This is a genomic window from Deltaproteobacteria bacterium (genome assembly GCA_011773515.1).
GTDB lineage: Bacteria > Desulfobacterota > Deferrimicrobia > J040 > J040 > WVXK01.
This window is the reverse complement of record WVXK01000023.1, coordinates 4,827-31,767: the sequence shown is the minus strand read 5'-3', so window position 1 is coordinate 31,767 and position 26,941 is coordinate 4,827. Positions and strand designations below refer to the sequence as shown.

General features: G+C 53.4%; 25 protein-coding genes, 1 tRNA gene and 1 pseudogene (1 of these 27 running past the window's edge). 23 read left to right on the top strand and 4 right to left on the bottom strand.

What is annotated here, in order from left to right; genetic code table 11:
• The 16 genes and pseudogenes from infB to GTN70_02705 all read left to right on the top strand — a co-directional run.
• Nucleotides 1-202: pseudogene (gene infB / locus GTN70_02780) on the top strand (translation initiation factor IF-2) (it extends 2,246 nt beyond the left edge of the window).
• Between the two features lie 8 nt (nucleotides 203-210).
• Nucleotides 211-498, top strand: a complete 288-nt coding sequence (locus GTN70_02775; protein ID NIO15917.1) for a DUF503 family protein — start codon at nucleotides 211-213, stop codon at nucleotides 496-498.
• 12 nt (nucleotides 499-510) lie between these two features.
• Complete coding sequence (gene rbfA, locus GTN70_02770) at nucleotides 511-858, top strand: 30S ribosome-binding factor RbfA (protein ID NIO15916.1); 348 nt, start codon at nucleotides 511-513, stop codon at nucleotides 856-858.
• Nucleotides 851-1,831 (top strand): bifunctional oligoribonuclease/PAP phosphatase NrnA, encoded by a 981-nt coding sequence (locus tag GTN70_02765; GenBank protein NIO15915.1) that lies wholly within the window; start codon nucleotides 851-853, stop codon nucleotides 1,829-1,831. Before rbfA ends, GTN70_02765 begins: the two co-directional genes overlap by 8 nt.
• Nucleotides 1,824-2,720 (top strand): tRNA pseudouridine(55) synthase TruB, encoded by an 897-nt coding sequence (gene truB, locus GTN70_02760; protein ID NIO15914.1) that lies wholly within the window; start codon nucleotides 1,824-1,826, stop codon nucleotides 2,718-2,720. Before GTN70_02765 ends, truB begins: the two co-directional genes overlap by 8 nt.
• Before the next feature lie 66 nt (nucleotides 2,721-2,786).
• Nucleotides 2,787-3,056, top strand: a complete 270-nt coding sequence (gene rpsO, locus GTN70_02755; GenBank protein NIO15913.1) for a 30S ribosomal protein S15 — start codon at nucleotides 2,787-2,789, stop codon at nucleotides 3,054-3,056.
• Nucleotides 3,057-3,085: 29 nt separating this feature from the next.
• On the top strand, nucleotides 3,086-5,245 hold the full coding sequence (pnp, locus tag GTN70_02750; protein NIO15912.1) for a polyribonucleotide nucleotidyltransferase: 2,160 nt from the start codon (nucleotides 3,086-3,088) through the stop codon (nucleotides 5,243-5,245).
• A 6-nt stretch (nucleotides 5,246-5,251) separates the two neighbouring features.
• Nucleotides 5,252-6,505: an insulinase family protein gene (locus GTN70_02745; GenBank protein NIO15911.1), complete on the top strand. Its 1,254-nt coding sequence runs from the start codon at nucleotides 5,252-5,254 to the stop codon at nucleotides 6,503-6,505.
• A 2-nt stretch (nucleotides 6,506-6,507) separates the two neighbouring features.
• Entirely contained in the window at nucleotides 6,508-6,957 is a 450-nt protein-coding gene (locus GTN70_02740; protein NIO15910.1) for a dUTP diphosphatase, read from the top strand.
• Between the two features lie 12 nt (nucleotides 6,958-6,969).
• Nucleotides 6,970-8,286, top strand: coding sequence for an adenylosuccinate lyase (locus GTN70_02735; GenBank protein NIO15909.1), 1,317 nt, complete (start codon nucleotides 6,970-6,972; stop codon nucleotides 8,284-8,286).
• Nucleotides 8,283-8,537 (top strand): phosphoribosylformylglycinamidine synthase subunit PurS, encoded by a 255-nt coding sequence (gene purS / locus GTN70_02730; protein NIO15908.1) that lies wholly within the window; start codon nucleotides 8,283-8,285, stop codon nucleotides 8,535-8,537. The genes GTN70_02735 and purS overlap by 4 nt, the downstream gene beginning before the upstream one ends.
• A 22-nt stretch (nucleotides 8,538-8,559) precedes the next feature.
• On the top strand, nucleotides 8,560-9,261 hold the full coding sequence (gene purQ / locus GTN70_02725) for a phosphoribosylformylglycinamidine synthase subunit PurQ (GenBank protein NIO15907.1): 702 nt from the start codon (nucleotides 8,560-8,562) through the stop codon (nucleotides 9,259-9,261).
• Nucleotides 9,258-11,480, top strand: a complete 2,223-nt coding sequence (purL, locus tag GTN70_02720) for a phosphoribosylformylglycinamidine synthase subunit PurL (protein ID NIO15906.1) — start codon at nucleotides 9,258-9,260, stop codon at nucleotides 11,478-11,480. The genes purQ and purL overlap by 4 nt, the downstream gene beginning before the upstream one ends.
• Before the next feature lie 14 nt (nucleotides 11,481-11,494).
• Entirely contained in the window at nucleotides 11,495-12,919 is a 1,425-nt protein-coding gene (locus tag GTN70_02715) for an amidophosphoribosyltransferase (protein ID NIO15905.1), read from the top strand.
• Nucleotides 12,920-12,938: 19 nt separating this feature from the next.
• On the top strand, nucleotides 12,939-13,493 hold the full coding sequence (gene pyrE / locus GTN70_02710; GenBank protein ID NIO15904.1) for an orotate phosphoribosyltransferase: 555 nt from the start codon (nucleotides 12,939-12,941) through the stop codon (nucleotides 13,491-13,493).
• The gene (locus GTN70_02705) at nucleotides 13,444-14,112 is read left to right on the top strand and encodes a hypothetical protein (GenBank protein NIO15903.1); all 669 of its coding nucleotides are present in this window, start codon (nucleotides 13,444-13,446) and stop codon (nucleotides 14,110-14,112) included. The genes pyrE and GTN70_02705 overlap by 50 nt, the downstream gene beginning before the upstream one ends.
• Here GTN70_02705 and nadB read toward each other — a convergent pair.
• Nucleotides 14,100-15,725 (bottom strand): L-aspartate oxidase, encoded by a 1,626-nt coding sequence (gene nadB, locus GTN70_02700; GenBank protein ID NIO15902.1) that lies wholly within the window; start codon nucleotides 15,723-15,725, stop codon nucleotides 14,100-14,102. The two genes, GTN70_02705 and nadB, sit on opposite strands and share 13 nt — an antisense overlap.
• Before the next feature lie 91 nt (nucleotides 15,726-15,816).
• Between nadB and GTN70_02695 the strand changes: the two genes are divergently transcribed.
• The 3 genes from GTN70_02695 (at nucleotide 15,817) to GTN70_02685 (ending at nucleotide 17,232) form a co-directional block, all read left to right on the top strand.
• A complete protein-coding gene (locus tag GTN70_02695; GenBank protein NIO15901.1) occupies nucleotides 15,817-16,401 on the top strand; it encodes a transglycosylase SLT domain-containing protein in 585 nt (194 codons plus the stop codon).
• Nucleotides 16,402-16,403: 2 nt separating this feature from the next.
• Nucleotides 16,404-16,955, top strand: coding sequence for a CDP-diacylglycerol--glycerol-3-phosphate 3-phosphatidyltransferase (gene pgsA / locus GTN70_02690; GenBank protein ID NIO15900.1), 552 nt, complete (start codon nucleotides 16,404-16,406; stop codon nucleotides 16,953-16,955).
• A 202-nt stretch (nucleotides 16,956-17,157) separates the two neighbouring features.
• A tRNA-Gly gene (locus tag GTN70_02685) sits at nucleotides 17,158-17,232 on the top strand.
• A gap of 61 nt (nucleotides 17,233-17,293) precedes the next feature.
• Here the strand turns inward: GTN70_02685 and pal are convergent.
• From pal to GTN70_02670, 3 genes are all read right to left on the bottom strand, one after another.
• The gene (gene pal / locus GTN70_02680; protein ID NIO15899.1) at nucleotides 17,294-17,641 is read right to left on the bottom strand and encodes a peptidoglycan-associated lipoprotein Pal; all 348 of its coding nucleotides are present in this window, start codon (nucleotides 17,639-17,641) and stop codon (nucleotides 17,294-17,296) included.
• Nucleotides 17,642-18,195: 554 nt separating this feature from the next.
• Nucleotides 18,196-18,483 (bottom strand): DUF4398 domain-containing protein, encoded by a 288-nt coding sequence (locus tag GTN70_02675; protein ID NIO15898.1) that lies wholly within the window; start codon nucleotides 18,481-18,483, stop codon nucleotides 18,196-18,198.
• Nucleotides 18,484-18,726: 243 nt separating this feature from the next.
• Nucleotides 18,727-19,566, bottom strand: coding sequence for a WG repeat-containing protein (locus GTN70_02670; GenBank protein NIO15897.1), 840 nt, complete (start codon nucleotides 19,564-19,566; stop codon nucleotides 18,727-18,729).
• Between the two features lie 579 nt (nucleotides 19,567-20,145).
• Here GTN70_02670 and GTN70_02665 point away from each other — a divergent pair.
• The 4 genes from GTN70_02665 to GTN70_02650 form a co-directional block, all read left to right on the top strand.
• On the top strand, nucleotides 20,146-21,240 hold the full coding sequence (locus GTN70_02665; protein ID NIO15896.1) for a hypothetical protein: 1,095 nt from the start codon (nucleotides 20,146-20,148) through the stop codon (nucleotides 21,238-21,240).
• 139 nt (nucleotides 21,241-21,379) lie between these two features.
• Nucleotides 21,380-23,089: an FAD-dependent oxidoreductase gene (locus GTN70_02660; GenBank protein NIO15895.1), complete on the top strand. Its 1,710-nt coding sequence runs from the start codon at nucleotides 21,380-21,382 to the stop codon at nucleotides 23,087-23,089.
• A gap of 46 nt (nucleotides 23,090-23,135) precedes the next feature.
• Nucleotides 23,136-24,296: a hypothetical protein gene (locus GTN70_02655; GenBank protein ID NIO15894.1), complete on the top strand. Its 1,161-nt coding sequence runs from the start codon at nucleotides 23,136-23,138 to the stop codon at nucleotides 24,294-24,296.
• 3 nt (nucleotides 24,297-24,299) lie between these two features.
• On the top strand, nucleotides 24,300-26,941 hold a 2,642-nt coding region (locus tag GTN70_02650), incomplete at its 3' end, for a glutamate synthase (GenBank protein ID NIO15893.1).

Below are 26,941 nucleotides of genomic sequence, written 5' to 3'. Positions count from 1 at the left end.
GAGGAACAGCAACGTGAGACTGCTCCGCGACAATGTTATCGTGTACACGGGGAAAGTATCCTCGCTGAAAAGGTTTAAAGACGACGCGAAGGAAGTTTTGCAGGGGTATGAATGCGGCTTGGGCCTCGAGAATTTCAACGATGTGAAGGTGGGGGATATCATCGAATCTTTCGTTCTGGAAAAGGTAACACCCGTCCTCTGAGGTTGAAAGTGGTAGTCGGTGTTATACATTTCGACATACTCATCAACGGGGCGTTCAATCTGAAAGAGAAGAGGGGCTACGTAAAGAGGCTCGTTTTGAAGATCAGAAACAAATTCAACGTCTCGGCAGCGGAGGTGGGCTACCAGGACCTCTGGCAGAGGACGAAGATCGGAGTCGCCGTTGTTGGAGCGGATACCGCTCTCGTCAACTCCCTGATCGACAAGATAACGGATTTTGTCTACGCGAACGGAGATTTCGAGGTCATCGATAGAGAAATAGAAGTTATAAGCTATTGAGAGGTGGCTGGCTTGCGGTTGGACAGATCGGTCAGGGTTGCGATGCTTTTGAAAGAGGAAATTGCAGGTGTCATAACGCGGAGTATGAAAGACCCGGGCCTGAAGATCGTAACGGTGACCCATGTGAAGATTTCGAAGGATTTAAGAGATGCAGATGTTTACTTTTCAGTCCTGGGGAGCGAAAACGACATAGGAAAGACGGGAGAGATCTTGAGGAGAGCGTCCGGTTTCATCAGAGGAGAGCTTGGGCGAAAATTGAGGATCAAGAGGGTTCCCAGGCTTTCGTTCAAATACGACGATTCCTTCGACAAGGGCATGAAAATAGAGATGTTGATGAGGGAGATCTCGGAAGATGAGTGAGGACCTCGAGAAAATCTGTCAGGTCATAAAGGAATCGAGTTCCTTTTTGCTAACAACCCACATCAATCCCGAAGGCGACGCGATCGGCTCTGAGCTTGCCCTCGCCCTCAGCCTCGAGCAAATGGGAAAAGACGTGTTTGTTCTGAATCAGGACCCTGTTCCCTATTTTTTACGCTTTCTCCCCGGAGTTGAGCGGGTCCAGAACCAGGGCCCGGCGCGGTTATTCGATGTGGGTATACTCCTGGATTGTGGGAGTCCCGAAAGGACCGGCTCGGCAGGGGAGCACCTCTCCTTTTGCGACAGGGTCATGAGTATCGATCACCATGTAATTCAGAGCAGGTTTGGTGACTTTTCCTACATCGACACCCATGCCTCGTCAACAGGGGAGCTCGTGTTCAGGCTTATAAAGCGACTGGGAGTAAATATAGATTCACATATTGCCACCCTGTTGTGGGTTGCGATTGCAACGGATACGGGTTCTTTTCGGTACTCCAACACAACCAGCTCTGCTCTGAAAGTTGCCGCCGAACTGGTAGAGCGGGGAGCGAACCCGATGGCTGTCTCGGAGCAACTCTACGAACACCACCCTCCTAAAAGGTTGGAGCTTCTATCCCGGGTTCTTTCGACACTCGAGATCCTGGAAGATGGGAGGATCGCTTCAATTACCATACTCAAGGAGGACATGGAAATAGTGGGGGCAAGCAATGATTTTCTCGAAGGGTTCATCAATTATCCGCGCTCTCTGGAGGGTGTTGTCGTTGCAGCCTCATTCAGGGAGGAACATGACAGCCTTTACAAGGTATCCCTTCGTGCAAAAGGAAACGCTGACGTTGCGAGAGTGGCGACTTTTTTCAACGGGGGGGGGCATGTCAAAGCTGCGGGGTTCAAGCTCAGCGGCAACCTGGCAAAAGTGAAAAGAGATGTGTACACGAAAATATACGAAATGCTCGATGAGTGTTGCGGCAATGAGTGACGTTTCCGGAGTGGTGAACTATAGCAAGGAAAGGGGACCAACCTCCTTCAGGTCCACCGAAAGGATCAGGAGGCTCTTTGGTGTTCGCAAGGCGGGGCATGGGGGCACGCTGGATCCTGATGCAGAGGGGGTCTTGCCCGTGTTTCTTGGTTCGGCAACGAGGATCAGCTCACTCTTTCTAAAGGGCGAAAAGGAATACCGGGTGTTTTTCAGGCTTGGAATCGGCACGGAAACTTTCGACATGAGGGGGAAGGTAACGGAGAAGATTGATAATTTTTCCCTTGAAAGAAGCGCCTTCACCGATGCCTTAAAATCTTTCGAGGGGAGTTACCTGCAGACGCCGCCCCGGTTTTCCGCTCTCAAGGTGAAGGGCAGGAGGGCTTACGAGCTTGCCAGGAAAGGGGTGGAGTTCGAGCTGAAACCGAGAAAAGTTACGTGCCGGAAAATCGAATGTGTCGGCTATAATGGTATTGAGGCTGAAGTCGTAATCTCCTGCGAAGCCGGCTTCTACATTCGATCCATGGCGAGGGACCTTGCAGACAGAATAGGCATACCGGTTACGGCCAGGAAAATCATAAGGGAAAGATCGGGTTTCTTGAAAATTGATTCTGCCTATCGCATGCAAGATCTTCTCGATATGAAAGATAGGGGCAATCTTCACGAAGCCCTCATCAGCATGGACAATGCGTTGCCCGATATTCCCGGAATTTTTGTAGACGATTTTGGCGAAAAAATGATCATGAAGGGTTCGAGGCCTGAGATGTTCTTATCCGCAGGCTCTCCTCCCGGCAGGTACAAGGTCAAGAACCCGAGGGGGGAGATCATCGCGCTGATCGAAAAGAAAAGAGGGGGTAATCTGCGGTACATGTGTGTCTTTCCCGGGGGATAAATTTCTATCATGGCGGTATCAATTGTGCTATAGATAGAGAGCTTTTCAGCATAAAAGGAGGAAGAGATGGTTTTGAACACGGAGAGAAAAAAGGAAATTATCGAGCAGTTTAAAACTCACGAAACGGATACGGGATCACCGGAAGTCCAGGTAGCTCTCATTACCGAACGAATTAATGAGATTACGGAACATCTGAAGGAGCACAAGAAGGATTTTACATCCCGCAGGGGTCTGTTGAAGCTCGTGAGCCAGAGGAGAAGGCTGCTCGAATATTTAAAGTCTAACGATTCCCGGCGTTACAAGGAATTGATAGAGCGCCTTGGTCTCAGAAAATAAATCAAGTACATAGCAAAAAAGAGGAGAGTATGGTTAAAGAATACGTTACTGAAATAGGAAACAGGGAAATAGTAATCGAAACAGGAAAGCTGGCAAAACTCGCCGGTGGCGCTGTAACCGTCAAGATGGGTGATTCCGTTGTTCTCGCCACGGCATGCATATCGGAGAAACCCCGTGAGGGTGTGGACTTCGTCCCCCTCGTTGTGGATTATCTGGAGAAGACCTTTGCCGCCGGGAAGATACCGGGAGGATTTTTCAAGAGAGAGGGCAGGCCTACGGAGCAGGAGATTCTCGTATCGAGGCTCATAGACAGATCCATCAGGCCCCTTCTTCCCCGTGGTTTTTCCTTCGATGTGCAGGTGATAACCACCGTCCTTTCACTCGATAACGACAACCCCACTGATGTTATGGCTCTCGTCGGGGCATCTGCGGCTCTTTCCTTATCGGAGATCCCCTTTAAAGGGCCGATTGCCGCGGTGAGAGTTGCCATCGTGGACGGGGAGCATGTCATCAACCCCTCTCTCGATGAGCTGTTGAGAAGCTCTCTGAGCATCATGATCGCAGGAGGCAGGGAAGGAATAACCATGGTCGAAGGGGATGCGATGGAGGTCCCCGAGGATGATGTGCTCGACGCGATCATGCATGGCTGGGAGCAGATAAAGAGAATAATAGATCTCCAGGATAATATGGTGCTCGAGGCGGGAACCTCCAAGATCAGCTTCGAAGAGCCGGCCCTTGACGAAGAATCGAAGAGAAAGATCGATTCTTACGCGATTGACTCCTTGGGCTTGGCTTTCAGGCTCCCCGATAAGCGTGAAAGAAGGGAAAGGGTAGCGGCGATCTGGGAGGAAGTGAAAGGATCGTTTTCCGAGAATGACATTCTGGAGAAGGGGGTCGTCATCTCCTCGTACTTCAAAGAGATCGAGAAAAAGCTCGTTCGCGGGATGCTTTTTGAAAGCAAAAAGAGGATTGATGGAAGGACACCTCAGGAGATAAGGGAAATATGGAGTGAGACAAACGTGTTGCCGAGGGCTCACGGCTCAGCAATATTCACCCGGGGGGAGACTCAGGTCCTTGTGGCCACCACTCTCGGAACGGCCGAGGATGAGCAGATCGTCGATGCCCTGACAGGCGAAACGTCAAAGAGGTTTATGCTGCACTACAACTTTCCTCCCTACTCGGTGGGGGAAGTGAGGTTTTTGAGGACTCCAGCGCGGAGGGAGATAGGGCACGGAGTGCTCGCTGAGAAGGCAATTTCGAAGGTACTCCCATCGGAGGAGGAATTTCCCTACACGATCAGGGTGGTGTCAGAGGTACTCGAATCGAACGGGTCATCTTCCATGGCTACCGTGTGTGGCACATCTCTCTCACTTATGGACGCCGGCGTTCCGGTCAAAGCTCCTGTCGGCGGTATCGCCATGGGCCTGATTACCGAGGGCGACGAGACGGTTATCCTCTCGGATATTCTGGGAGACGAGGACCATCTGGGGGATATGGATTTCAAGGTTGCAGGTACCAGCAAGGGAGTGACTGCCATACAGATGGACATCAAAGTCGAGCGGGTAAGCAGGGAGATATTGAGCAGGGCGCTTTCCCAGGCAAGGGAGGGTAGGTTGTTCATCATAGACAGGATGAACAGCGCGTTGGACAAGCCGAGGCCGGAGATTTCAAAATATGCTCCCCGGTTGGAAATCTTAATGGTAAAACCGGAAAAGATACGCGAGATCATCGGGCCACAGGGTAAAGTCATCAGGGGTATTATCGAACAAACGGGTGTTAAAATCGACGTGGAGGACGACGGAACCGTTCGGGTATATGCCGTCGATGAGGAGAGCGTGAAGCAGGCAATGGAGATAATAAAGGAGCTCGTCCAGGAAGCTGAGATCGGAAAGGTCTACAGGGGAAAAGTGAAAAAGATCATGGATTTCGGTGCGTTTGTGGAGATTTTTCCGGGTACGGAAGGCCTCCTCCATATTTCGCAGATTTCACACAGGCGAATTAACGCTGTGTCTGACGTGCTGAGAGAGGGACAGGAGGTCGACGTCAAGGTGCTGGACGTTGACGGAGACGGGAAGATCCGTTTGAACAGGAAAGACCTCATCAAACCTGAAGATGATGCCGGATACGGCCAGCAAAGAACGAGCAGGGGCCCCTCTCACCGCCGGGGGAAAGATGGTCCGAGGAAATAACCCGGTATGTACAGAAAGACCGTACTGAACAACGGTGTGAGGATCATTACCGAAAGCCTTCCCCACGTCTATTCCGTATCTCTCGGCATCTGGGTTGAATCCGGTTCCAGGGAAGAAGATGCCGCGAGGAACGGTATTACCCATTTCATTGAGCACATGCTCTTCAAGGGGACCGAGACCAGGTCCGCCCTCGAAATTGCACGGGAAGTCGAATCGGTCGGGGGCGTAATAAACGCCTACACGAGCAAGGAGTATACATTCTTCTACACAAAGGTGCTGAAGGAGAATCAGCGGCTGGCTTCTGAAATTCTCTGTGACATTTTTCATAACTCCCTTTTTCATGAGGGTGAGGTGGAGAAGGAAAAGGAAGTCGTGTGCCAGGAGATTTTGATGATCGAGGACAACCCCGAGGACCACATACATGACCTCTTGAGCGTCTCCTTCTGGCCCGATAACCCTCTCGGATTTCCGGTTCAGGGAAAGCAGAAAACAGTTCGCTCTCTGAGCGGACAGACCCTGAGAGAGTACTTCGACAACATTTTCAAAAAGCAGGGAATCATTGTCATTGCCGTTGGAAACCTCGATCACGATGAAGTGGTGTCATTCTTCACCCCCCACTTTGACTCTCCTCTCCTGGCAAAGCGTGCAGAAGAAAAAACAAAACCCCGGAAGTCCCGTGGAATTTTCGTCCAGAAAAGGGGTATCGAGCAGGTACACGTGTGTATCGGCATGCCCGGGCCGGGAAAAAAGGACGTGCACCGGTATCCTGCCTTCGTTATGAACTCCATTCTCGGCTCGGGTATGTCGAGCAGACTGTTTCAGGAAGTCCGGGAAAAAAGAGGCCTCGTCTATTCGATATATTCTTCTGTATCCACTTTTGCGGACTCGGGAATGCTGAAAATCTATGCCGGGACCACGCCAGATAAGGTGGGAGACCTTATGAAGGTTATCGGTGATGTTTTGAGTGACATGAACAAGGATAGCTTGAGCGATGAAGAGCTTGGCAAAGGCAAAGAGCAGATAAAGGGGAGTCTGCTCATTAATTTCGACTCCACGGACTTCAGGCTCACGAGGCTTGCCTCAAACGAGATGTATTTTGGGACTTACATTTCACCCGAAGAGGTGGCGAAGCAGATAGACGGGGTTACCAAAGATGATGTGTTTGACTTTGCGGATCATGCGCTCGCCAAAGACAGCACTGTCGTAACGGCGATAGGAAACATATCTGAAAAGGATCTCGAGTTGGGGGGATTGATCTGAATATGGAATTCGTGGTCAAGGTCAAGCTCACAGGGACCGATGACCCGCTGTTCGCACCGTCTCGGCAGACCCCCGGATCGGCAGGATGTGACCTCAGGGCATGCATTGACCATGATCTGGTAATTAAACCGTACGGGCGAGCCCTGGTTTCAACGGGCATATCGGTTGCCATTCCTTCCGGATACGAGGCGCAGGTGAGGCCCCGCAGCGGTATTGCATACAGACATGGCGTGACCCTGCTCAATACGCCGGGTACCATAGATTCCGATTATCGTGGGGAGATCAAGGTTATCCTCATCAATCTCGGCGATACCGATTTCGTCGTGAAAAGAGGAGACAGGATAGCGCAAATGATATTCTCCAGGTACGATCAGCTTCCCTTGAAGATCGTAAATGAGCTCGATGAGACGGGCAGGGGTGAGGGTGGTTTCGGGAGCACGGAGAGAGCCTGACAGGGGGGATATATGATCGAAAGATACTCCAGGCGGAACATGGCTTATATCTGGGAACCGGAAAACAAGTTTCGCATATGGTTGAAGATTGAAATTTTTGCTGCCGAGGCGATGTCGAGACGCGGTGTCGTCCCCGTTGATGCTGTGAAGAGGATTAGGAGGAATGCGAACTTCAACATCGACAGAATAGCCGAGATCGAGGAGGTGGTAAAACATGATGTGATAGCATTTCTCCAGTCCGTGGCTGAATATATCGGGAATGATTCGGCATACCTCCATCTCGGTCTCACCTCCTCCGATATCCTCGATACATCCCTTGCCGTGCAGCTGGTGCAGGCCACGGATATTCTGATCGATGACGTGCAGAAGATCATCGATCTCCTCGGGGCGAAGGCGGATGAGTACAGGGGGATACCCATAATGGGGAGGACCCACGGGATTCATGCGGAGCCGGTGACGGTGGGGTTGAAATTTCTCTCCTGGATGGAGGAGATGAAGAGGAATTTAGAAAGGCTGAAAGAAGCGAGGGCCGAAATAGCCCACGGGAAGCTGAGCGGAGCAGTCGGCACCTTTGCCAATGTCGACCCCTACGTCGAGCAATATGTGATGAAAAAGCTCGGACTGAAGGGGGAAACCGTTTCAACGCAGGTCGTCCCGAGAGACAGGCATGCGCGCTATTTCACGACGCTGGCCGTTGTGGGCTCGTCGATAGAGCGGTTCGCCGTTGAGATACGGCATTTGCAGAGAACGGAGCTCAAGGAGTTTGAGGAGTATTTCTCTGAAGGTCAGAAGGGCTCTTCAGCCATGCCCCACAAGAAAAATCCGATCATGACGGAAAACCTGTCGGGATTGGCGCGGTTGCTCAGAAGTTACAGCATGGCGTCTCTGGAGAACGTTGCCCTGTGGCACGAGAGGGATATATCCCATTCATCCGTCGAGAGGGTGATATCTCCCGATGCCACGATCCTGCTTGACTTTATGCTCAACAGGTTTCTCGGGGTACTGGAAACTATCGTTGTAAATCAGGATGCTATCATAGAAAACATGAAAAAGAGCTTTAATCTTTTCTATTCCCAGAGGTTGCTCCTGGATCTGGCCAAAAAAGGCATGGCCAGGGAAAAAGCGTACGAAGTTGTTCAGAAAAGCGCCATGAAAGCGTGGAAAGAAAAAAGAGACTTCCACGCGATAGTAAAGAGGTCGCGGGTTATCAGAAGCGTATTGAGTGACGATGAGATTGATTCTGTTTTCGACATCACATACTATTTCCGAAACATCGATTACATCTATAAAAAAAGCAGGGGACAGGGAGAAAAAAGGGGAAAACGGTGAAGGCACGAGTTTATGTGACTATGAAGAAAGGGGTTCTCGAACCGCAGGGAAGGGCGGTAGCCAGGTCGCTTGGCAGCCTCGGATACGGCGAGGTGAAAGGGGTACGGATAGGCAAGGTTATGGATATAGAGCTGGAGGATGTAACAGAGGAAAGAGCAAGGAAATTGCTGGAGGAAATTTGCCAGAAGCTCCTGGCGAATCCCGTTATCGAGGATTACACCTTCGAAATAATCGATGATCGAAAGGGGTGACAATTTTGCTGGAGAGGGGTAAATGAAAGGAGGGGTGCTCGTTTTTCCGGGATCAAACTGCGATCACGATTGCTACCATGTTTTGAAACACGTCTTCAAGATGGACACGGATTTTGTCTGGCACAAGGAGACGAGCCTCGATCGATATGATCTCGTGGTTGTGCCGGGAGGGTTTACCTACGGTGATTATCTGAGGACGGGAGCCATGGCGAAGCTCTCGCCGGTTATGTCTGCCCTCAAGACATTCGTAAAGAGGGGTGCCCCCGTCATCGGTATTTGCAATGGCTTCCAGATACTGCTGGAGGCGGGGTTGCTCCCCGGCGCAATGATGGCCAACGTTTCTCTGAAGTTTATCTGTGACCATGTCTATCTTCGCACGGAGACACAGGACACGCCCTTCACGTCGAGCCTTCAAAGAGGAAGCGTTCTGAAAATTCCCGTGGCGCACTACCAGGGGAACTATACGGCATCGGCTGAAACTCTTTTGGAGCTCGAAGACAACGATCAGATTGTTTTCAAATACTGTGATGCCGGGGGAAACGTGGTGGAGTCGGCGAACCCGAATGGATCCGTGAAGAATATTGCGGGCATCTGTAACCGTGAGAGAAATGTGGTGGGAATGATGCCCCATCCCGAGAGGTGCTCGGAGCCCGAGCTTGGGTCTGTGGATGGAAGGCACATATTTGAATCCGTCATCGACAGCCTTGCGGGGAAGATGCCATGAAAGAGGTGACAATAACTCCCGAGGTTATCCGGGAGCACAACCTGACGGATGAGGAATACGAAAGAATTCTTGAAATCCTCGGCAGGCCCCCGAACATAACGGAACTGGGGATATTTTCCGTTCTCTGGAGCGAGCACTGCAGCTACAAATCGTCGAAGGTTCACCTGTCGAAATTTCCGACGAAGGGCCCCTACGTGATACAGGGGCCAGGCGAAAATGCGGGCGTGATAGATATTGGGTACGGCCTGACAGCCGTTTTCAAGATGGAGTCCCACAACCACCCGTCTTTCATCGAGCCTTATCAGGGAGCTGCAACGGGAGTTGGCGGTATACTCCGCGATGTCTTCACCATGGGGGCGAGGCCCATAGCCCTGCTCGATTCTCTCCGCTTTGGAAATCCGGAGAATCCCCGGACCCGTTACCTCGTCGAAGGGGTGGTTTCCGGCATCGCGGGATACGGCAATTGCATTGGAATCCCCACGGTGGGGGGTGAGATCTACCTGGACGAGTGCTACGACGGAAATATTCTCGTGAACGTTTTTACCGTGGGAGTAGCGAAAAAGGACAGGATATTCAAAGGAATAGCGGGCGGGGTCGGAAATCCCGTGATCTATGTCGGGGCGAAGACGGGGAGAGACGGCATTCACGGCGCCACCATGGCATCGGAGGAGTTCGACAAAGAATCCGAGGAAAAGCGCCCTACCGTCCAGGTGGGTGATCCTTTTCTGGAGAAACTGCTCCTTGAAGCCTGTCTCGAGGTTATGAAGACCGACTTTATCGTCGGTATTCAGGACATGGGTGCGGCAGGGCTAACGAGCTCATCCTTTGAGATGGCGGGAAGAGCGGGAAGCGGGATCGAAATGAACCTCGATCTCGTCCCTCTCCGCGAAGAAGGCATGGTGCCCTACGAGATCATGCTCTCGGAGTCACAGGAGCGGATGCTTCTCGTTGCCAAAAGGGGCAAAGAGGGAGAAGTTATCGACATATTTAAAAAGTGGGACCTTGATGCTGTCGTCATCGGTGAGGTAACAGATGACGGTATCGTCAGGATTCGCAAAGGCGGCGCCACCGTTGCCGAGCTTCCGGTGAAACCGCTGACTACGGACGCTCCTGTTTATGACAGGCCCCATAAGAAACCTGATTATCAGGAGGAGCTAAACCGTCTGGATATCGAGGCGCTGGATGTTCCCGAAGATCAGGGCTCGGTGCTGAAAATGCTCATCTCCTCGGTCGAGGGATGCGACAGGAGCTGGATATACCGGCAGTACGATCACATGATAAGGACGAATACCGTGATTCTCCCCGGCTCTGATTCGGCTGTTTTGAGGGTGAAGGGAACTACCCTTGGCATAGCGATAAGTGTCGATTGCAACAGCAGGTACTGTTACCTCGACCCCTACCAGGGTGGGGTCATAACGGTGGCGGAGGCAGCGAGAAATGTCGCCGTGTCGGGAGCAAGACCGCTTGCATTGACAGATTGCCTCAATTTCGGGAATCCGGAAAGACCCGAAGTCATGTGGCAGTTCAAAAACAGCGTGGAGGGAATGGCGCATGCCTGCAGCGTTCTCGAGACGCCCGTTGTATCGGGTAACGTAAGCTTTTACAACGAGACTATGGGAAGGGGTATTTTCCCCACGCCCACCGTTGCCATGGTGGGAGTGATCAAGGATTACACCATCGCCCTCGCCCAGTTCTTCAGGCAGGAAGGCCACATTGTTTATCTTGTGGGCCCCGACCAGAAAAAAGCGGATATAGGAGGCTCGCTCTATCTCAAAGAGGTTCACGGGCTCGTTAAGGGTCTGCCCCCGGCAATTGACCTCGACTACGAGAAGAGGCTCCACAGATTTCTCGTGGAGGGGGCGAAGAGGTTTTACTTCGAGTCCGCCCATGATGTTTCCGAAGGAGGGCTGGCGCTGGCACTGGCTGAATGCTGTTTCCCCCCCGCGGAAAGTCCCATGGGCTGCAGGGTTGTCAATCCCTACGGAGACTTGAGGCCCGATACCGCGCTGTTCGGGGAGACCCAGGGCCGTGTTATAATAAGCTTGAAACCTGAAAAAGAGGCCGACTTTGTTACATTTGCAGCGGAATCGGGCGTTCCCGAAGTCAGGATTGGTGAGACCGGTGGGGAGAGATTCGTGATAAAGGGGCATGTTGACATAAGTATCGGTGAAGCATATACCTTATGGAAGGAGTCTTTCAGAAAAAAGATATCCCTCTGAACAAAGGGAGCCCAATGTCTTTTGAATTGCGTGAAGAGTGCGGAATATTTGGCGTTTTTGGCCATCCGGAAGCATCGAACTTGACCTACCTGGGAATGCACGCCCTTCAGCACAGGGGGCAGGAATCGGCGGGCATCGCCTCATCTGACGGGGAGTGCCTTTATTTCCACAAGGAGATGGGCCTCGTAGCAGATGTCTTTGATGAAGAGACGCTCGATAAGCTTCCCGGCCACATGGCGATCGGTCACGTGAGATATTCGACAACGGGAACCTCGGAGCTGAAAAACGCCCAACCCCTCGTGGTAGATTTCGAAAAAGGATCACTCGCCGTTTCCCACAATGGTAACCTGGTCAACGCCCACCTGTTGAGAAGAGACCTGGAGGAGGAGGGGTCAATTTTTCAGTCCTCCATGGATACCGAAGTCATCATGCACCTGATAGCCAAGTCAAAGGAGGATCTGCTCGAAAACAAGATCATCGATGCCCTCATGAAGGTCAGGGGGGCCTATTCTCTCGTTTTTCTCACCAATGACAGGGTTATCGGGGTGAGGGACCCTAACGGATTCAGGCCCCTTGTTCTTGGCAAAGTCAAGGATGGCTGGGTGATCAGTTCTGAGTCCTGCGGGCTCGATCTTATCGAGGGGGAGCTTGTAAGGGATATAGAGCCCGGAGAGATGGTGGTCCTCAGTGAGGGTGGAGTAAGATCGATGAAGCCTTTCCTGCCTGCACCTTCGAGGTTCTGCATTTTTGAATACGTATACTTTGCCAGGCCGGACAGCGTGATCATGGGGACGAGCGTTCTGGGGGTGAGAAAGGAGCTGGGCAGGCAATTGGCGCGGGAGCAGGGTATTGATGCCGATATCGTCATCGCTGTTCCCGACTCGGGCCTTCCTGCCGCCCTCGGGTTTTCCGAGGAAAGCGGAATCCCCTTCAACATTGGATTGATAAGAAATCATTACGTGGGAAGAACCTTTATCGAGCCCCAACAGTCGATTCGTCACTTTGGCGTCAAACTGAAGCTCAATGCGATAAGAGATGTCTTGAGGGGGAAGAGAGTTGTCGTCGTTGACGATTCCATCGTGCGGGGTACGACGGGAAGGAAGATAATCAAAATGATCAGGGCTGCGGGGGCAAAAGAAGTGCACTTTCGAATCAGCTCTCCTCCGACAGTCGATCCCTGTTATTACGGGATCGACACACCGATGAGAAGGGACCTCATTGCGTCAACCCATTCGGTTGAGGAGATCAACCGGTACCTCACCTCCGATACCCTCGGATACCTGACCGTGGAAGGACTTCATCTGTGCTGCCCGGGAAGTGGAAGTGACATTTATTGTGATGCCTGCTTTTCGGGGAGGTACCCCATTACTTTTGATTTTGCCGAACAGGAGCAACTCCACCTCTTCAAAGCTCAGCTCAGCATAAAAATCAAGGCATAGTTGTCCCGGAGGGAGGAAGATGACCAGGAAACGGTTGTTGGAGCTGATACGGGAAAAGGCATACGAAAAGAAAAAGGTGATCCTCTCATCCGGCAGGGAAAGCGACTTTTACGTGGATTGCAGGCAGGTGACCCTGAACAGCGAGGGGGCATACCTCGTTGGAGCCACGATCTACGGCATGCTCAACGAAAAGGGCGAAAAAGTAGATGCCGTTGGCGGGTTGACCCTCGGGGCCGACCCGATCGTTACCTCTGTTGCCGTGATATCCCACATCCGGGGAAACCCGAAACACTCCTTTATTATCCGAAAGGAAGCAAAGAAGCACGGCACGGGTGCCTGGATCGAGGGAACAAGGAATTTGACAGAAGGAATGAAAGTGGCAATACTTGAGGATGTTGTAACCTCAGGGGCGTCAACGCTCAAGGCGATCGACGGGGCAAAATCCATCGGGTTGGACGTTTGCAGGGTAATCTGCCTCGTCGACAGGAATGAGGGAGGGGCCGATGCAATCAGAGATGCCGGCTATGATCTGGAAGCCATTTTTCTGCGGGAAGAAATCGAGGAAAAGCAGTAAGGTCTCTTTTCTGTTCCCTCTCGTTATGATGTTTACCCTCCTTATCGTTGGGTCCTGTGCGCCGAAAAAGATGTCACAGTATGAAAAAACTACCCGTTCGGGAAAATACTCCTCCATATTCGATAGACACACCTCGACGAAGGGTGTGTATCATGGCATCGAGACGAGTTTCATCGTGCACGGCACGATCTTTACCCCGGAGTTCAGGGAGGCATTCCTCTCGGAATATTACAGTGTGTACTACCTCGACGAAGGGAGAAAGGAAGCTATTAGAAAATTCATCGAAGAGGAGTCTGCGGGGAAGGCGAGATTTGTCGTCGCTCTCTACACGAGCAACGACAGGATCAATGATCTTGACGATGCCAAGACTGTCTGGAGCGTGTACCTTGTAACCGGCAAAGAGGAGAAGATCAAACCCTCCAACGTTAAACAGCTGGAATTGAACGAAGAGGAGATCGCCAGATTCTTCCCATTCGGCGACAGGTACTGGTATCGTTACTACGACGTGCGGTTCGATATCGATTCAAAAAACCGGGTCCTGATTGATCTTGCCGACCCTTACATGAAACTGGTTTTCGCGTCCCCGGTGGGCAGGGCAATCCTCGTCTATACACCGTAAAACCGCTCAAACCTCAACACCGTGTCTTTCATCATATTTTCATCGTCCCGGTAGGGGTAATCTATGTTGGAGTGAAGACCTCTGCTCTCTTTTCTCCCGATAGCCGACTGTATGATAAGGTCGGCAACGGTAGCGATGTTCCTGAGTTCGATAAGATCCGTTGAGAGCACAAAATTCCAGTAGTATTCCGATATCTCTTTCTTTATCAGGTCGATTCTCTCCTTTGCCCTGTAGAGTCTCTTGTTCGACCTCACGATGCCGACATAGTTCCACATGAGTCTACGAATCTCGTCCCAGGTGTGAGATATAACGACGAGCTCATCGGGGTCGGTGGCATTTCCCGGATCCCACGCCGGTATCGATATTTCCCCCACCTGATTTCTTCCCAGGTACGATTTATGGCTTTTCTCGTATGCCCTGTTCGAGAAAACCAGGGCTTCAAGGAGAGAATTGCTTGCCAGCCTGTTTGCCCCGTGGAGGCCGGTACAGGCTGTTTCCCCTGCTGCGAAGAGCCGCTTGATCTCCGTTTCACCGTTTTGATCTGTCAGGACACCGCCGCACTGGTAGTGGGCGGCGGGAACGACGGGCAGGGGTTCCTTCGTCATATCGTAGCCGAACTGGAGGCACGTGGCATGGATGTTTGGAAAACGGGTCCGGACAAATTCGGGGGGTTTGAAGGAAATGTCGAGGAGGACGTAGTCTTCGCCCCGCTTCTTCAGTTCGAGGTCGATAGCCCTGGCGACGATATCTCTTGGTGCGAGCTCTGCCATTTCGTGATAATCGGGCATAAATCTCCTGCCGTCTTTTCTCAGCAGAGTGGCGCCTTCGCCTCTCACCGCCTCCGATATCAGAAATGATTTGGCCCGGGGGTGGTAGAGGCACGTGGGGTGAAACTGGACGAACTCCATGTTTGCCACGGCTGCCCCGGCCCGGTATGCCATGGCCACACCGTCACCCGACGCGATATCGGGATTGCTGGTATATAGGTAAACCTTTCCTGAGCCGCCTGTCGCGAGGATGGTAGAGTCTGCTATGAAGGTGTGTATTTTTCCTGTCCTGTTTTCGAGCACATAGGCGCCGATGCACTCATCGGCTTTGTACCGGTCGAAGGATTGGAAGCGGTTCAGGGTTATGAGGTTGATTGCGGTATGGAATTCGAAAATATTGATATTCGGGTTTTCCTGAACCATGCTGACAAGGACGCGCTCAACCTCTCTTCCCGTGAGGTCCAATGCGTGGAAAATCCTCCTGTGTGAGTGGCCACCCTCTTTTCCGAGGTCGAACTCTTCAATATCGGAATTTTCCCTTCTTGAGAATTGAACTCCCCACGAGAGGAGGTCTTTAATCCGGTTCGGCCCATCTCTGATAACGAGCTCGACAACGTTTTTGTGGCAGATACCTGCTCCGGCCGCGAGGGTGTCTTTGATATGATCGTCAAAACTGTCTTCCGCGTCCCAAACAGACGCTATTCCCCCCTGGGCAACATAGGTGCTCGATTCGGTAACTTCCCTCTTTGTGATTATGTTGACGTTACCATGCTTCGATGCCCTGAGGGCGAAACTGAGGCCGGCAACGCCGCTTCCAATTACTAGATAGGATGATCGAAATTCCATCGACCAGCTCCTTTATGGTTTTTCTGATTTCGGTTTATTTGTATACTGTTATGATGATATAGCGTAAAACATTATTGTGGAAATTTAAACCATGATAAATCTGAACCGAACAATGGCTGCGTCGATTATCATCTTCTTTGCCCTCCAGGCTGCTGCGACAGCGGACATATACCGCTATGTTGACGAAAACGGGGACGTTTACTTTGCCGATTACCCGAAAGGCTCGAGCTACGACCTCTACATAGAAACGAGGAAAGAGAAGAGCCTGGGCAGGTCGAGGGAAGCCAGGAACGAATGGATTATACGGTACGTCGAGGAAATAGCAGAGCTGAAGGGCTTGGAGCCGGCGCTCATAAAGGCAGTAATAAAAGTCGAGTCGAATTATGATCATCAGGCGGTTTCTTCCAAGGGGGCAAGGGGGATCATGCAGATTCTCCCGCGATCTTTTCCCGATGAGGACGAGGACAACCTCTTTGATCCATTGAAGAATGTCGAGATCGGGGTGAATCACTTGAAAATGCTTGTCGATAAATTCGGCGGGAACATTTCCCTCGCCCTGGCTGCCTACAATGCCGGCGAGGGGGCGGTCTTGAAGTATGACGGCATCCCCCCCTATCCCGAGACCCAGGCGTACGTCGAGAGGGTGCTCGCGTTTTACAGGAAGTACAAGGAGTAGAAATGGGGGAAGTAAAGAAACTGAACGCAGCAAACCTGCTCTCCCTTTTCAGGATAGTAATCATTCCCATCGTCGTTGTTCTGCTGATAGATCCCGGGAAAAAGGCGAGCATTGCTGCCTCCGCCCTTTTCCTGATAGCCTCTTTGACCGATACGATCGACGGCATCGTCGCCCGCAAAATGGAGCTGGTGACCGACCTGGGAAAGTTTCTCGATCCCCTTGCGGACAAGTTGCTCATCTCTTCCGCTCTCATAATGCTCGTGGCTGCACAACGGATTCCTGCCTGGATTGTAGCCATTATCGTGGCGAGGGAAATAGGCGTGACGGCGCTCCGGGGAATGGCATCGTCGGAAGGGGTGGTAATTGCCGCGTCCATGGTCGGGAAGGTGAAGACGACGCTTCAGGTTGCAGGCACTTTTTGCCTGACTCTGCACTACACTTTTTTCGGGATAGACTTCCATTTTGCAGGAATGATACTGATCGTCGTGGCCCTGGTTCTGACTGCATGGTCAGGCTTGGATTACTTCGTGAAGTTCTTGAGGGAAATATTCTAAAAAACCCATTCCGTTTCCGTCGAAGCGGCTCGACCTTTCCGTTAGGGGAGTTGATCCGATGCCAGGGCATGCTCCCTTTCCCGCGGCCGGGGTGAGGGATCGAGGGGAACCTGTCTATCGTCGTTTCCCGGTTTGGCTCCAAAACTGTTGACATGAGCCCGGCGTTATTGTAATCTCTTTTCTACGCGAATCGAGCGGATTTGCGGGCGTAACTCAGCGGTAGAGTGCAACCTTGCCAAGGTTGACGTCGCGGGTTCAAATCCCGTCGCCCGCTCCAGAGATAAGAATGGGCCAGCTAGGATAAGCTGGCCCATTTCTTTTTACCAGGGCGTTACCCTCTATTTTTCTTCGACGAACTGATCCCGGCGGTTCTTGGCCCATGCCTCTTCGTCGTGACCCGGGTCGGCGGGCCTCTCCTCACCGTAGCTGATCGTTTTGATTCTGCTCCCGTCGACGCCGAGGTCCGTCAGGTAATTTTTGGCTGCCTGCGAGCGCCGCTCACCGAGGGCGAAATTGTACTCGTTTGTTCCCCGTTCGTCGCAGTGTCCTTCGATCAGGATTTTGACGCCTTTGTGCCCCTTCAGGTAGGTTGCCAGCTTTTCCAATACCGGCTTTGCGTCTTCGCGTATGAACGACTTGTCGAAATCAAAATAGATGACGAATTCGGAAAGCACTGCTGCCGCCATGGAGGGAGTGACATTTACCGTTACCGAACTGGTAATCGAGCCTCCCGGTCCGGTCACGCTTATCGTGTAGGTAGTCGTCTGGGGCGGGCACACATCCCTGTTGCCGCTCGTTGCTACGTCCCCGACGGCATTGTCGATTGATGCCTCCGTTGCATCGGTTGAGGTCCAGGAAAGGGTGCTGCAGTTCCCCTTCTCAACCACGGGCGGGTTTGCGGAGAAGGAAACGGTGGGGACCCTTTTCTGCTTTGCATCCCAGCACACCTGGGTACTGGCAAGCAGCTCGTCGGCGGTTTTTTCCGCAGTATTCAACTCCTCTACAGAACCCTCGGCGTATCTCTCGGTGAGTTCGTGCCTGGCGTGGTCAAGTGCCGCAATAGCCTGGGCAAGCTTTTTCGGATCGCATTCCTTGGCTCCCATTTCCCTCGCCTTTGCTATTTTCGCTTCGATCGCGTTAATACGATCTGACTCACTCTTCGTCAACTGGCGCTTGGCACATCCTGATGCGAAAGCGATCGCGACAACAAGAAGAGTGACGGAAAGCAGACTCAACTTTCTCATTTTGCACCTCCTCCCGTTATTTCAAGAGCCTCGGAAGAATATTTCATGGATTCTTCGGCGAATATCTTTGTCTGGGCGTGATCCCCCTCTTCGTTTTCATGCTCTGCCAAAGAGAGATACTCTTCTGCAGCGTAGTACTCAAACGGCGCTTTCTGTTCTGCGCCGGCTGCCTTTGCCTCATCGAAGGATGTCTGCGCTCGATTGACGTATTTGATTGACCCACATCCGGAAATGAGCCCCGTAAAAAGAAGGGCTGAAAGGAAGTAAAATAGTGTCCTCTTCATCGCCCGCCTCCTTGAGTGGTGTAGTTTGACCAGTTAATATCAGGGTTTTAATCAAGCAGGTTATAACTACTATATCGATAATTTATCACGTTTTCTGCAAATCTGATAAAAAACATTCTATTTTTCATGCAAAAAAGGTCGAAAAATACATTAATATGATTCGGGAATTTGAACGAGGTTGCTGATTTTTTCCACAAATGCGGGAAATGTTACCGGAAAAATCGAGATCTATTCGCGACCGGCCTATCTCTTTGATAACCAGACTCTTGCAAGGCCTTCCCTGAATTCCCCCGCGTAATCAAAGAGGGGTTTGATAAGCATCCTTTCACACTTGTCCATGTACCCCCACTTGCCCTGGGCCTCGACGGGTGCGAACCCTTCTGAAAATGAGCCGGCGGAAGTGTATTTCGGGCGTATGAAAAAACTCCCCCCCCTTTCTATGTATCCCCAGCAGTCGTTTTCCTTTACGCACGCCAGCCCTTCGGAAAAATCGAGGGCATCAACGAACCTCGGCCTAATCGGGATATTTCCCGCGGCGTCGACGAACCCCCACTTGGATGATATCTGCACCCGCCCGAAACCTTCCGAGAATCTCCGGGCGTCGCTGAATTTGGGCCTTATGACAATCTTGCCGAGCTTGTTGATATAGCCCCACCTTCCGTTGATCTGCACATTGGAAAGGCCCTCATAAAAGCCCCAGCTGTTGTAAAACTGCATGTACTTGAAGTGGGCGCCCTCGTTGTCGATGTATGCCCAGGCGCCGTCTTGCTTGACGCTTGCCAGCCCCTCCGAAAACCGGCCGGCGAAGTCATAGGTTGGCCTGATAACGATTTTTCCCGTTCTGTCTATGAACCCCCACCTCCCGGAGATCTTCACGCTCGCTTTTCCTTCTGAAAAATCAAGGGCGTCTTCATACGCGGGGGGAATGACCATCACACCGCCACGGTCTATGTAGCCCCATTTACCGGAAACTTTTGCCCTGGCAAGACCCTCAGCAAAGTCCCTCGCGTCGTCATACCGCGGCTGTATGATGATCCTGCCGGAGCAGTTTATAAAACCCCACCGTCCTTCCTGGTTGATCATCTTTGCCCTTTGACCGATTAGGTCATGAAATGTAAGGCACACACGGTTCGTTGCGGTAACAGTTTTTCGGGATCTCCCGGCCCACCTATTTCCCGGAAAAGCGCATCTGCTTATAGATCCGGTGCGTTCTCTTGCCCTCACGTTGTTCTCACTGTACCGAATAATCTCACCCATCAACAATTGTGCCACCCATCGAAGGGGAAGAAAAATTAAAATTATCATTGATAACAGCAAGTTATGGCCTTCAGGCGGAACCTGTCTTTGCTTGCGCGATTACAATTCTGTAGATGCGGTATCAATCATGATATTCTCCGTCCCAAGAGGACTTCCTGGAAGTGTTGGAACTATGCGATGGAAGTGGGGATCCTCGAGAATAGGGTGGTGACAAAAGAGGCGTTGGAGAGGGGGATTTTGTTCCAAAAAGGGGGAATTTCTCCTTCCTTTGGCAAATGAAACTCACTATAGTGATTGGTGTTCCCTCACATCGATGACTTGCGCGAAATACATATATGCGGTTTGTTTTAGATCACAGTGCGATACCATCGCCTCTGTGAATTTTGCGGTGCCTGCGGATTGAACATGAGAAGGCGCACTGTCCTCGTATCTTTGATTCTCGCCATGCATATCGGCCTCCCCCTTCTGGGAGTTGCGTTGGCGGGAAAACCGCTGACGCAGTATCTCGAATTTCCTCCCCTTACCCGCTACGTCGATCACCCCCCTTTCTCCTGGGGCCATTTCATCGTGGGGTTCCTTTTTCTTGTTTCTCTCTCCGTGCCTTTTACACGTCGGGCGCTATATTGTCTGAAAACGAGAGGGGCCAGGCCGCTATCCCATGAAAAGAGGACGTTCCCGTGGTGGGGATGGGCAGCGGTCGCAGGGGGTGCCATATCGTGGGTGCTGGCGTGGAATCGGTTCCCCTGGTTCGAGCCGTTTCAATCCCACACCTTTACGCCCCTCTGGATCTCCTACATCATTGCGGTTAATGCCTATTCCTACAAACGCGGCGGCAAATGCATGCTCGTGTCCGACAGGGGTTATCTCATGCTGCTCTTTCTGGCAAGCACGGTGTTCTGGTGGGTTTTTGAATTCCTGAATCGCTTCGTCCAGAACTGGTATTATCCGGGTGGTGAGGGATTGACCTCTTCTGAGTATGTGCTCTACGCAACAATTTCCTTTTCGACGGTCCTTCCCGCCGTACTCAGCACGAAGGATCTGCTCCTTTCGTTTCCCTTCTTCAGGGAGTGCTACGCCGATTTCATTCCTCTTCGCCCTGCCCATCCGAAGGTGTTCGCTTCCATAACGCTTCTTGCTGCGGCACTGGGACTCGTCTCCCTCGCAACGCACCCGGAACTCACCTACTCGTTTCTGTGGCTTTCCCCGCTGATCGCGGTCGTGTCCTTTCAGGTCGTATTCGGAAAAAGACATGTCCTTTCCGGTATAGCTTCCGGCGACTGGACGCTGGTTATAACCTCGTCCGTTGCGGCCCTTGTATGCGGTTTTTTCTGGGAGATGTGGAATTATTACAGCCTGTCGAAGTGGGTCTATGCCATCCCCTACCTCCATAAATTTCAACTGTTTGAGATGCCCCTCCTGGGCTATGCAGGGTATCTTCCCTTCGGACTCATCTGCCTGGCTGCCGGGGAACTGGTAAGGATCAGAGGGAAAGAGAAATAGGAAGAAACCGGGTTTTGGCCTCCAGACGAATCTAAAGCTTGAAAAGATCGGTTTCCCCGAGCGCTATGGTATAATTTTCAAGATGTAGATCCCACGGGGATTTTCCTTCCCAAAAGGGGTCAGAGCTATCGAGGTGTCCATGAAAAAGTATTTGCCGATCTATCACGCAAAGCCGAGCCCCTGTTACACGTCGGACCACCTCAAAAACCCCGGCTGTCCCGCGAGAAACGATATCCCGCGGTTTCTCTTCGCTATGTCAAATGACGACTTTGAAACGGCATTTCACGTCCTGAAAAAGACCAACCCTTTTTCCGGGGGATGCGGCAGGTTCTGTGACCATCCCTGTGAAACGTCGTGCAACAGGGAGAAGTTTGACACGCCCGTCGATATCATGGCCCTGGAGCGGGTTGCTGCTGATTTCGGTTTCGACAGAGGGATTCTTCCGGAAACGATTCCGGATACAACGGGGAAGCGGGTGGCCGTCGTCGGTGCGGGAGCTGCCGGACTCACGTCGGCTTTTTTCCTGAAAAGGCTCGGCCACTCGGTAACCGTCTTCGAGGCCGAGAGGAAAGCAGGTGGCCTCATGCGGTTCGGCATCCCCCGGTACCGGTATCCCGACGATATCGCATCCTACGAGATCGAGTACATATCAAGAAGCGGTGTCAGGATAGAGCTTTCGTCCAGGATCACGGATTCTGACCTACCCCGGCTGGCTTCCGATTTCGACGCGCTCATCATCGCCACCGGAGCGCTGAAGGAGAGGAATATGGGGATTCCCGGAGATGACCTTCCCGGGATTTGGAAGGGGGTCTCATTTTTAAAGGAGATCAACCTCTCTTCGGAGATGGAATCGGGCAAGATCGAGGAGCTCTCCGGGCGCATCGATACCGGCAGGAGAGTTGCGGTTATCGGCGGGGGGTATACCGCATTCGACGTGGCAAGGAGCGCTGTCCGCCTCGGTTCTGAAGCGACGGTCTACTACAGGAGGACCCCGTCCCAGATGACAGCCCACCCGGGCGAGATCGAGGAGGCGGGAAGCGAGGGCATCGGGTTCGTCTTCCTGTCGATTCCCGTTTCGGTGGAAAAAAACGGGGACGGATCACTCAGGATGACGTTCCAGAGGGCAAAGCTCGGCCCCCCGGACGAGTCGGGAAGAGAGAGGCCGGTCCCCCTCGAGGGACAATACTTTGCCGTTGAGGCAGACAGGATCATAACTGCCATCGGGGAGAGCTCTACCCTCGGGGACCTCGTTCCCGGGGGAAAGCCCGAGGGGAACAGAGTCGCCGGCGACCCGGGAAACCCGACCCTTACCGAAAGATTGTTTTTGTCCGGCGATGTGCGGTCGGGCTTCGCCTCGAACATCGGGATGATCGTTGAGGCAATAGGTTCGGGGCAGGATACGGCAATAGACGTCCACAGGTTTCTGACGGGCCAGCAGCTATCCATCGGATCGGACAGGGAGATAGCATATTACTCCACGATGAAAGTCCGGTACTTCGAGGAACTCTCCAGGGCTCGGCTGACCAGGATACCGCTCGTGGATCGGCATTTAAACTTCAGGGAGACCACGCTGCCCCTCTCGAGGGAGGTGGCCGTTGAAATGGCGAAGCGCTGCTTTTTCTGCGGGATCTGCACCCAGTGCGACTGGTGTTATGACTACGGGAGGGGGGCGATCGCAAAACTGATGGTTCCCTGGAACCCGCACGAGGATGCGCATTTTTTCAAGTTCATCCGGGAACTCGTTACCGACAAGACCAAGGAGGCTGTCTGGGCATGTCCGAGAAACACGATGGACGTCGTCCCGGAAGAGGAAAGGTGGGAGGCGATCATTGAAGACCAGTACATCTGAGGCCAAAGGGCGCGGGGGAAAAGAGCCCCCTGCCGGGCCCCGTGACCTGACGGTTGAGGCTTTTTCGGGCGGCGACAGGGGAATCCCGCACGGGTCATGCGGGCTGCTCGCTGCTGTGGGCAGAATAGAGCTCATGCCCCTTATCAATTCGGCTTCCTGCCTCCAGTACAGGGCGAGGACCGGCGCGGGGATAACGCTGAAAGGAATTTACGAAAACATCAACTTCTTCGTCTTCCACATCATGTACCGGACGGATTCCAAGAGAAGCGAACTCGAGGAGTGGTTTCTCCGGTACGGGCTGCACCTCCTCGAAAGGGAGGAGATGGTGAGGAGGAAGTTCTACTACGAGTACGACATGCCCCTGATGGTCAGGTACATCGTCTCGCCCCCCACCCGTGAGGAGATGCTCGAGCTTGCAAGGCACGACGATCAGAACCGGTTCGTCATAGAGAGGGTCTCCGAGTTCAACACCCTCTTCAAGGACGACGCGCGGATATTTTCCAGCGGGAGGGGGACGGGAACGTTCCTCACCGCCTTCGAACTCTCGGACACGATAAAGATCTTCGAGATAGAGCAATACCAGGACCAGGACATACGCGCCCTTCAGGTGCACATGCGGTGGCCCACGATCACGGGCAGGGGGCTGTGGTGGGGCCCGCAGCCGATAGCCCTCTACAACGTCTCCGGGATCCACAACGGCCACCTCTCTTCGGACAGGGCGAACAGCAGGGCCCTCGAGCAGATAGGCGTGCGGATGCAGGTGGGCACCGATTCGGAAGCAATCTTTCTCGAGGTCGCCCACCTCATATCGGAGGGCTTCTCCCTCAGGGAGATCGAGTGGATCATGGCGCAGAAGTTTCCCGGGGAAGTCATGATGATGGACGAAGGCGAAAAAAAGCGATATCTCGATCTCACCCGGGACCCCGTCTACTCCCAGTTCAAGATGAGCGGCCCCTCTACGGCCATGGTTCTGGTGGATGACATCCTCGTGGGAATAACCGACAGGGACCACCTGAGGCCCTTCGCCGTGGGGGAGAGCGAGGACGTGGTGATCATGGGGAGCGAGGAGAGGGCGATAATATCTGCGGCACACCTGCTGGGCAAGAATGTCGCGCTCAGCACCCCCGAAGCCGGGAAAATAGTCGGATACCGCATAGGAGAGGAGCGGGTGGAGAAACTCGATTATTCGTGGAATAGGGAAGCGTGAAGGATGAAGGAAAAAACGAAGATAATACGGGAGAGCAAGATAGTCTACGACCCCCCACGGGAGCTGGGCATGTACAATTACTCTCCCCGCTACCGGGTGGTCGTCACATCCGAGGATGACGAGCCGGGCCACGGGTGCGTCTTCTGCAGCACCTGCGTTTTCGAGTGTACCCACAACCTGAACAACCCGCAGCTTCCCCACGGCGTGTTCTGGATGGAGGAGATTCCCGTTGACGAGGAGGGCAACCGCATAGAAGAGCCCGAGTCGGGTGTGTACTTCGTGGACAAGATCCTCCACGTAGTCGAGGAGGAGTGCTGTAACTGCAAGAGGTGCGTCAGGTACTGCCCCCAGTATTCCATAAAGGTCTTCGACAACCCCGACTACACCGATATCGGAAACAGGGTCACCGATGCCGAGGTGATCAACCAGAACCTGGCAAGGTCACGGGGGGAGAGCCTTCTCTATTCCTCCCACCTCGGGCCGGTCAGAACGGGCCTGCGGGATTACTGGATGATAGACGCCGCCGAGATTCTGAGCCCCCAGCGGGATCACCGGTTCGAATATGCAGGGAGGCTTGACGACGCGGTCCTGGGAAAGAGGGTGGCAACGTACCCCGTCAGGACGCCCGTTTTCGATTGCAACATGAGCTACGGCTCCAACGCCCACGAGACAGTTCTGGCACGCCTTCTCGCGTCAATCGAGCTCGGCAGGCCCTTCTTCAGCGGGGAAGGGTACATACATCCCGACATGATGAGCGCCGCAAAGCACATCATCCTCCAGTTCGGGTCGGGCGGCCTGGGTCCCTGGATCGACCTGGAGAAGTTTGCCGGATTTTCCATGAAGTACGGCCAGGACGCGAAAAAAGGCAAGGGGGGTCATCTCCCGGCAATAAAAAATGACCTCGAGATCGCCCTGATCAGGTGTGTGGAGGCGCTTCGCCCCATCACCTCACCGAACCCGCAGCACCTGCAGTATTCGATAGAAGAGCTCCCCATGAGGGTTGAAACGCTCCGCGCGCTTCTCGGGGACGAGAAGGTAATCGGGGCAGACGTCTACGGGACGGCCTGGAATTTTCCCGAGATCGTCGTTGCCCTCGCACGAGCCGGGTTCGACTACATGACGATCAAGGGGGCGGACGGCTCGACGGGCGCCGCCCACATGATGGACCTGAAAAACAGGGGCCTCAACATCGTGTATCTCACCCACATCGCGGACATCGCCCTCCGGGAGGCGGGGCTGCGGGAGAGGGTCTCGGTGATAGCCGAGGGGGGAGTCAAAGATGGCTTCGAAGCCATGCTCGTCCTGTTGGCGGGGGCCGATTTTGTCGGCATCGGCATGGCCCAGTTCATCCCCGTGGGATGTACCCTCTGTGAGCGGTGTCACACCGACCAGTGCGCCTGGGGGATCACCACGAGAAAGTACGGCCACAGGATCGACCCCGAGGTGGGCGGGCAGAGAATAGCCCGGATGAACAGGGCCTGGCATTCGGAGATGGAGGGCTTCGCTGCAGGCCTCGGCATGAGCACCCATCAGGATGTGGTGGGCGCCCGGCGGTTCCGGTACCATGGGCCCGATCCCCTGCTGTATGAGAATTTCGGCAAAGGCGAGATCTCGGGGCAGGTCAGGATGCAGCCCCTCTCGAGGGCACAGGCGTTTTACCTGGCTCCGCTGTCCGAAAAGAGGCGCGAAACGAGGGGGTTCATCGAGAAGGTCCTCGAAAATGTCTGTGGTGACGAGCTCTACATAGACGTGGACGTGGTCTGCGGCTCACTTCCCCTGAACCTCGCCATGAAGGAGGCCGCGGAGCGGGGAGTCAAGAAGTATTATCTGAGAGGGGTGTGTGGCCAGAGATACATCGGTGTGGGGGTCAGGGCGGAGGAGATCCACGTGCACGGGCTTTCCGGGAACAACTCCTTTGCCTTCGCCAGAGGTGTAAAGGTATTCACCTATCCTTCCAAGCAGGGCAGCACGTACATTCCCGGAGACGCCCAGGTGGGCGTGGGGAACACAGCGAATCCACGGGAGATAAACATAGCGGGAAGGGTGAACGACCTCTTTGCCTCCTACGCGATATCGGGAAAGTTCAGGGTTGCGAAGGGAGGGGGCGTGAGAAATCTTCTCCTCTTCAAGGCGGGGCTGCCCTCGGTCTGGAAAAAGCAGGCCGGGGAGGAGCACGGGTTTCTGGACGATCACGGGATCAGGGAAGACCTGCTCAGGAGGTACCAGGAGAGAAAGGCGCTTATCCAGAGCCTGGGGTTCGAAGCCTATCTCGAGCGCTTCAGGAGCGAAATCGACGAACGGGTCCCTCCCGTTGGCATCTTCGGGCTCGGGTACGATAAAGGGATGGGTGACTACTTCATGGAGTATGCCCAGGGAGGGCTGGGAATCCTCCTGAACATATTCGATCTCGATTTTCCCGTCGGATACTACGTCTGCTCGGGGCTGTCGGCGGGTGCCGCCTTCATCAGGGGCAGGGTGAGGAAAGAGCAGCTCGGCATCGGTGTCAAGCTCGTGGAATCGGTGAGCACGGAAGGGGAGCGGGAATTTCTGGCAAGGGAGATCCTTGACTTTGTCCGGGTTTTCGAAAAGTCGGGCCTCGAGGAGGAGTACCTGCGGGGCTTTGACCGGTTCGCCGGCATGTTTGT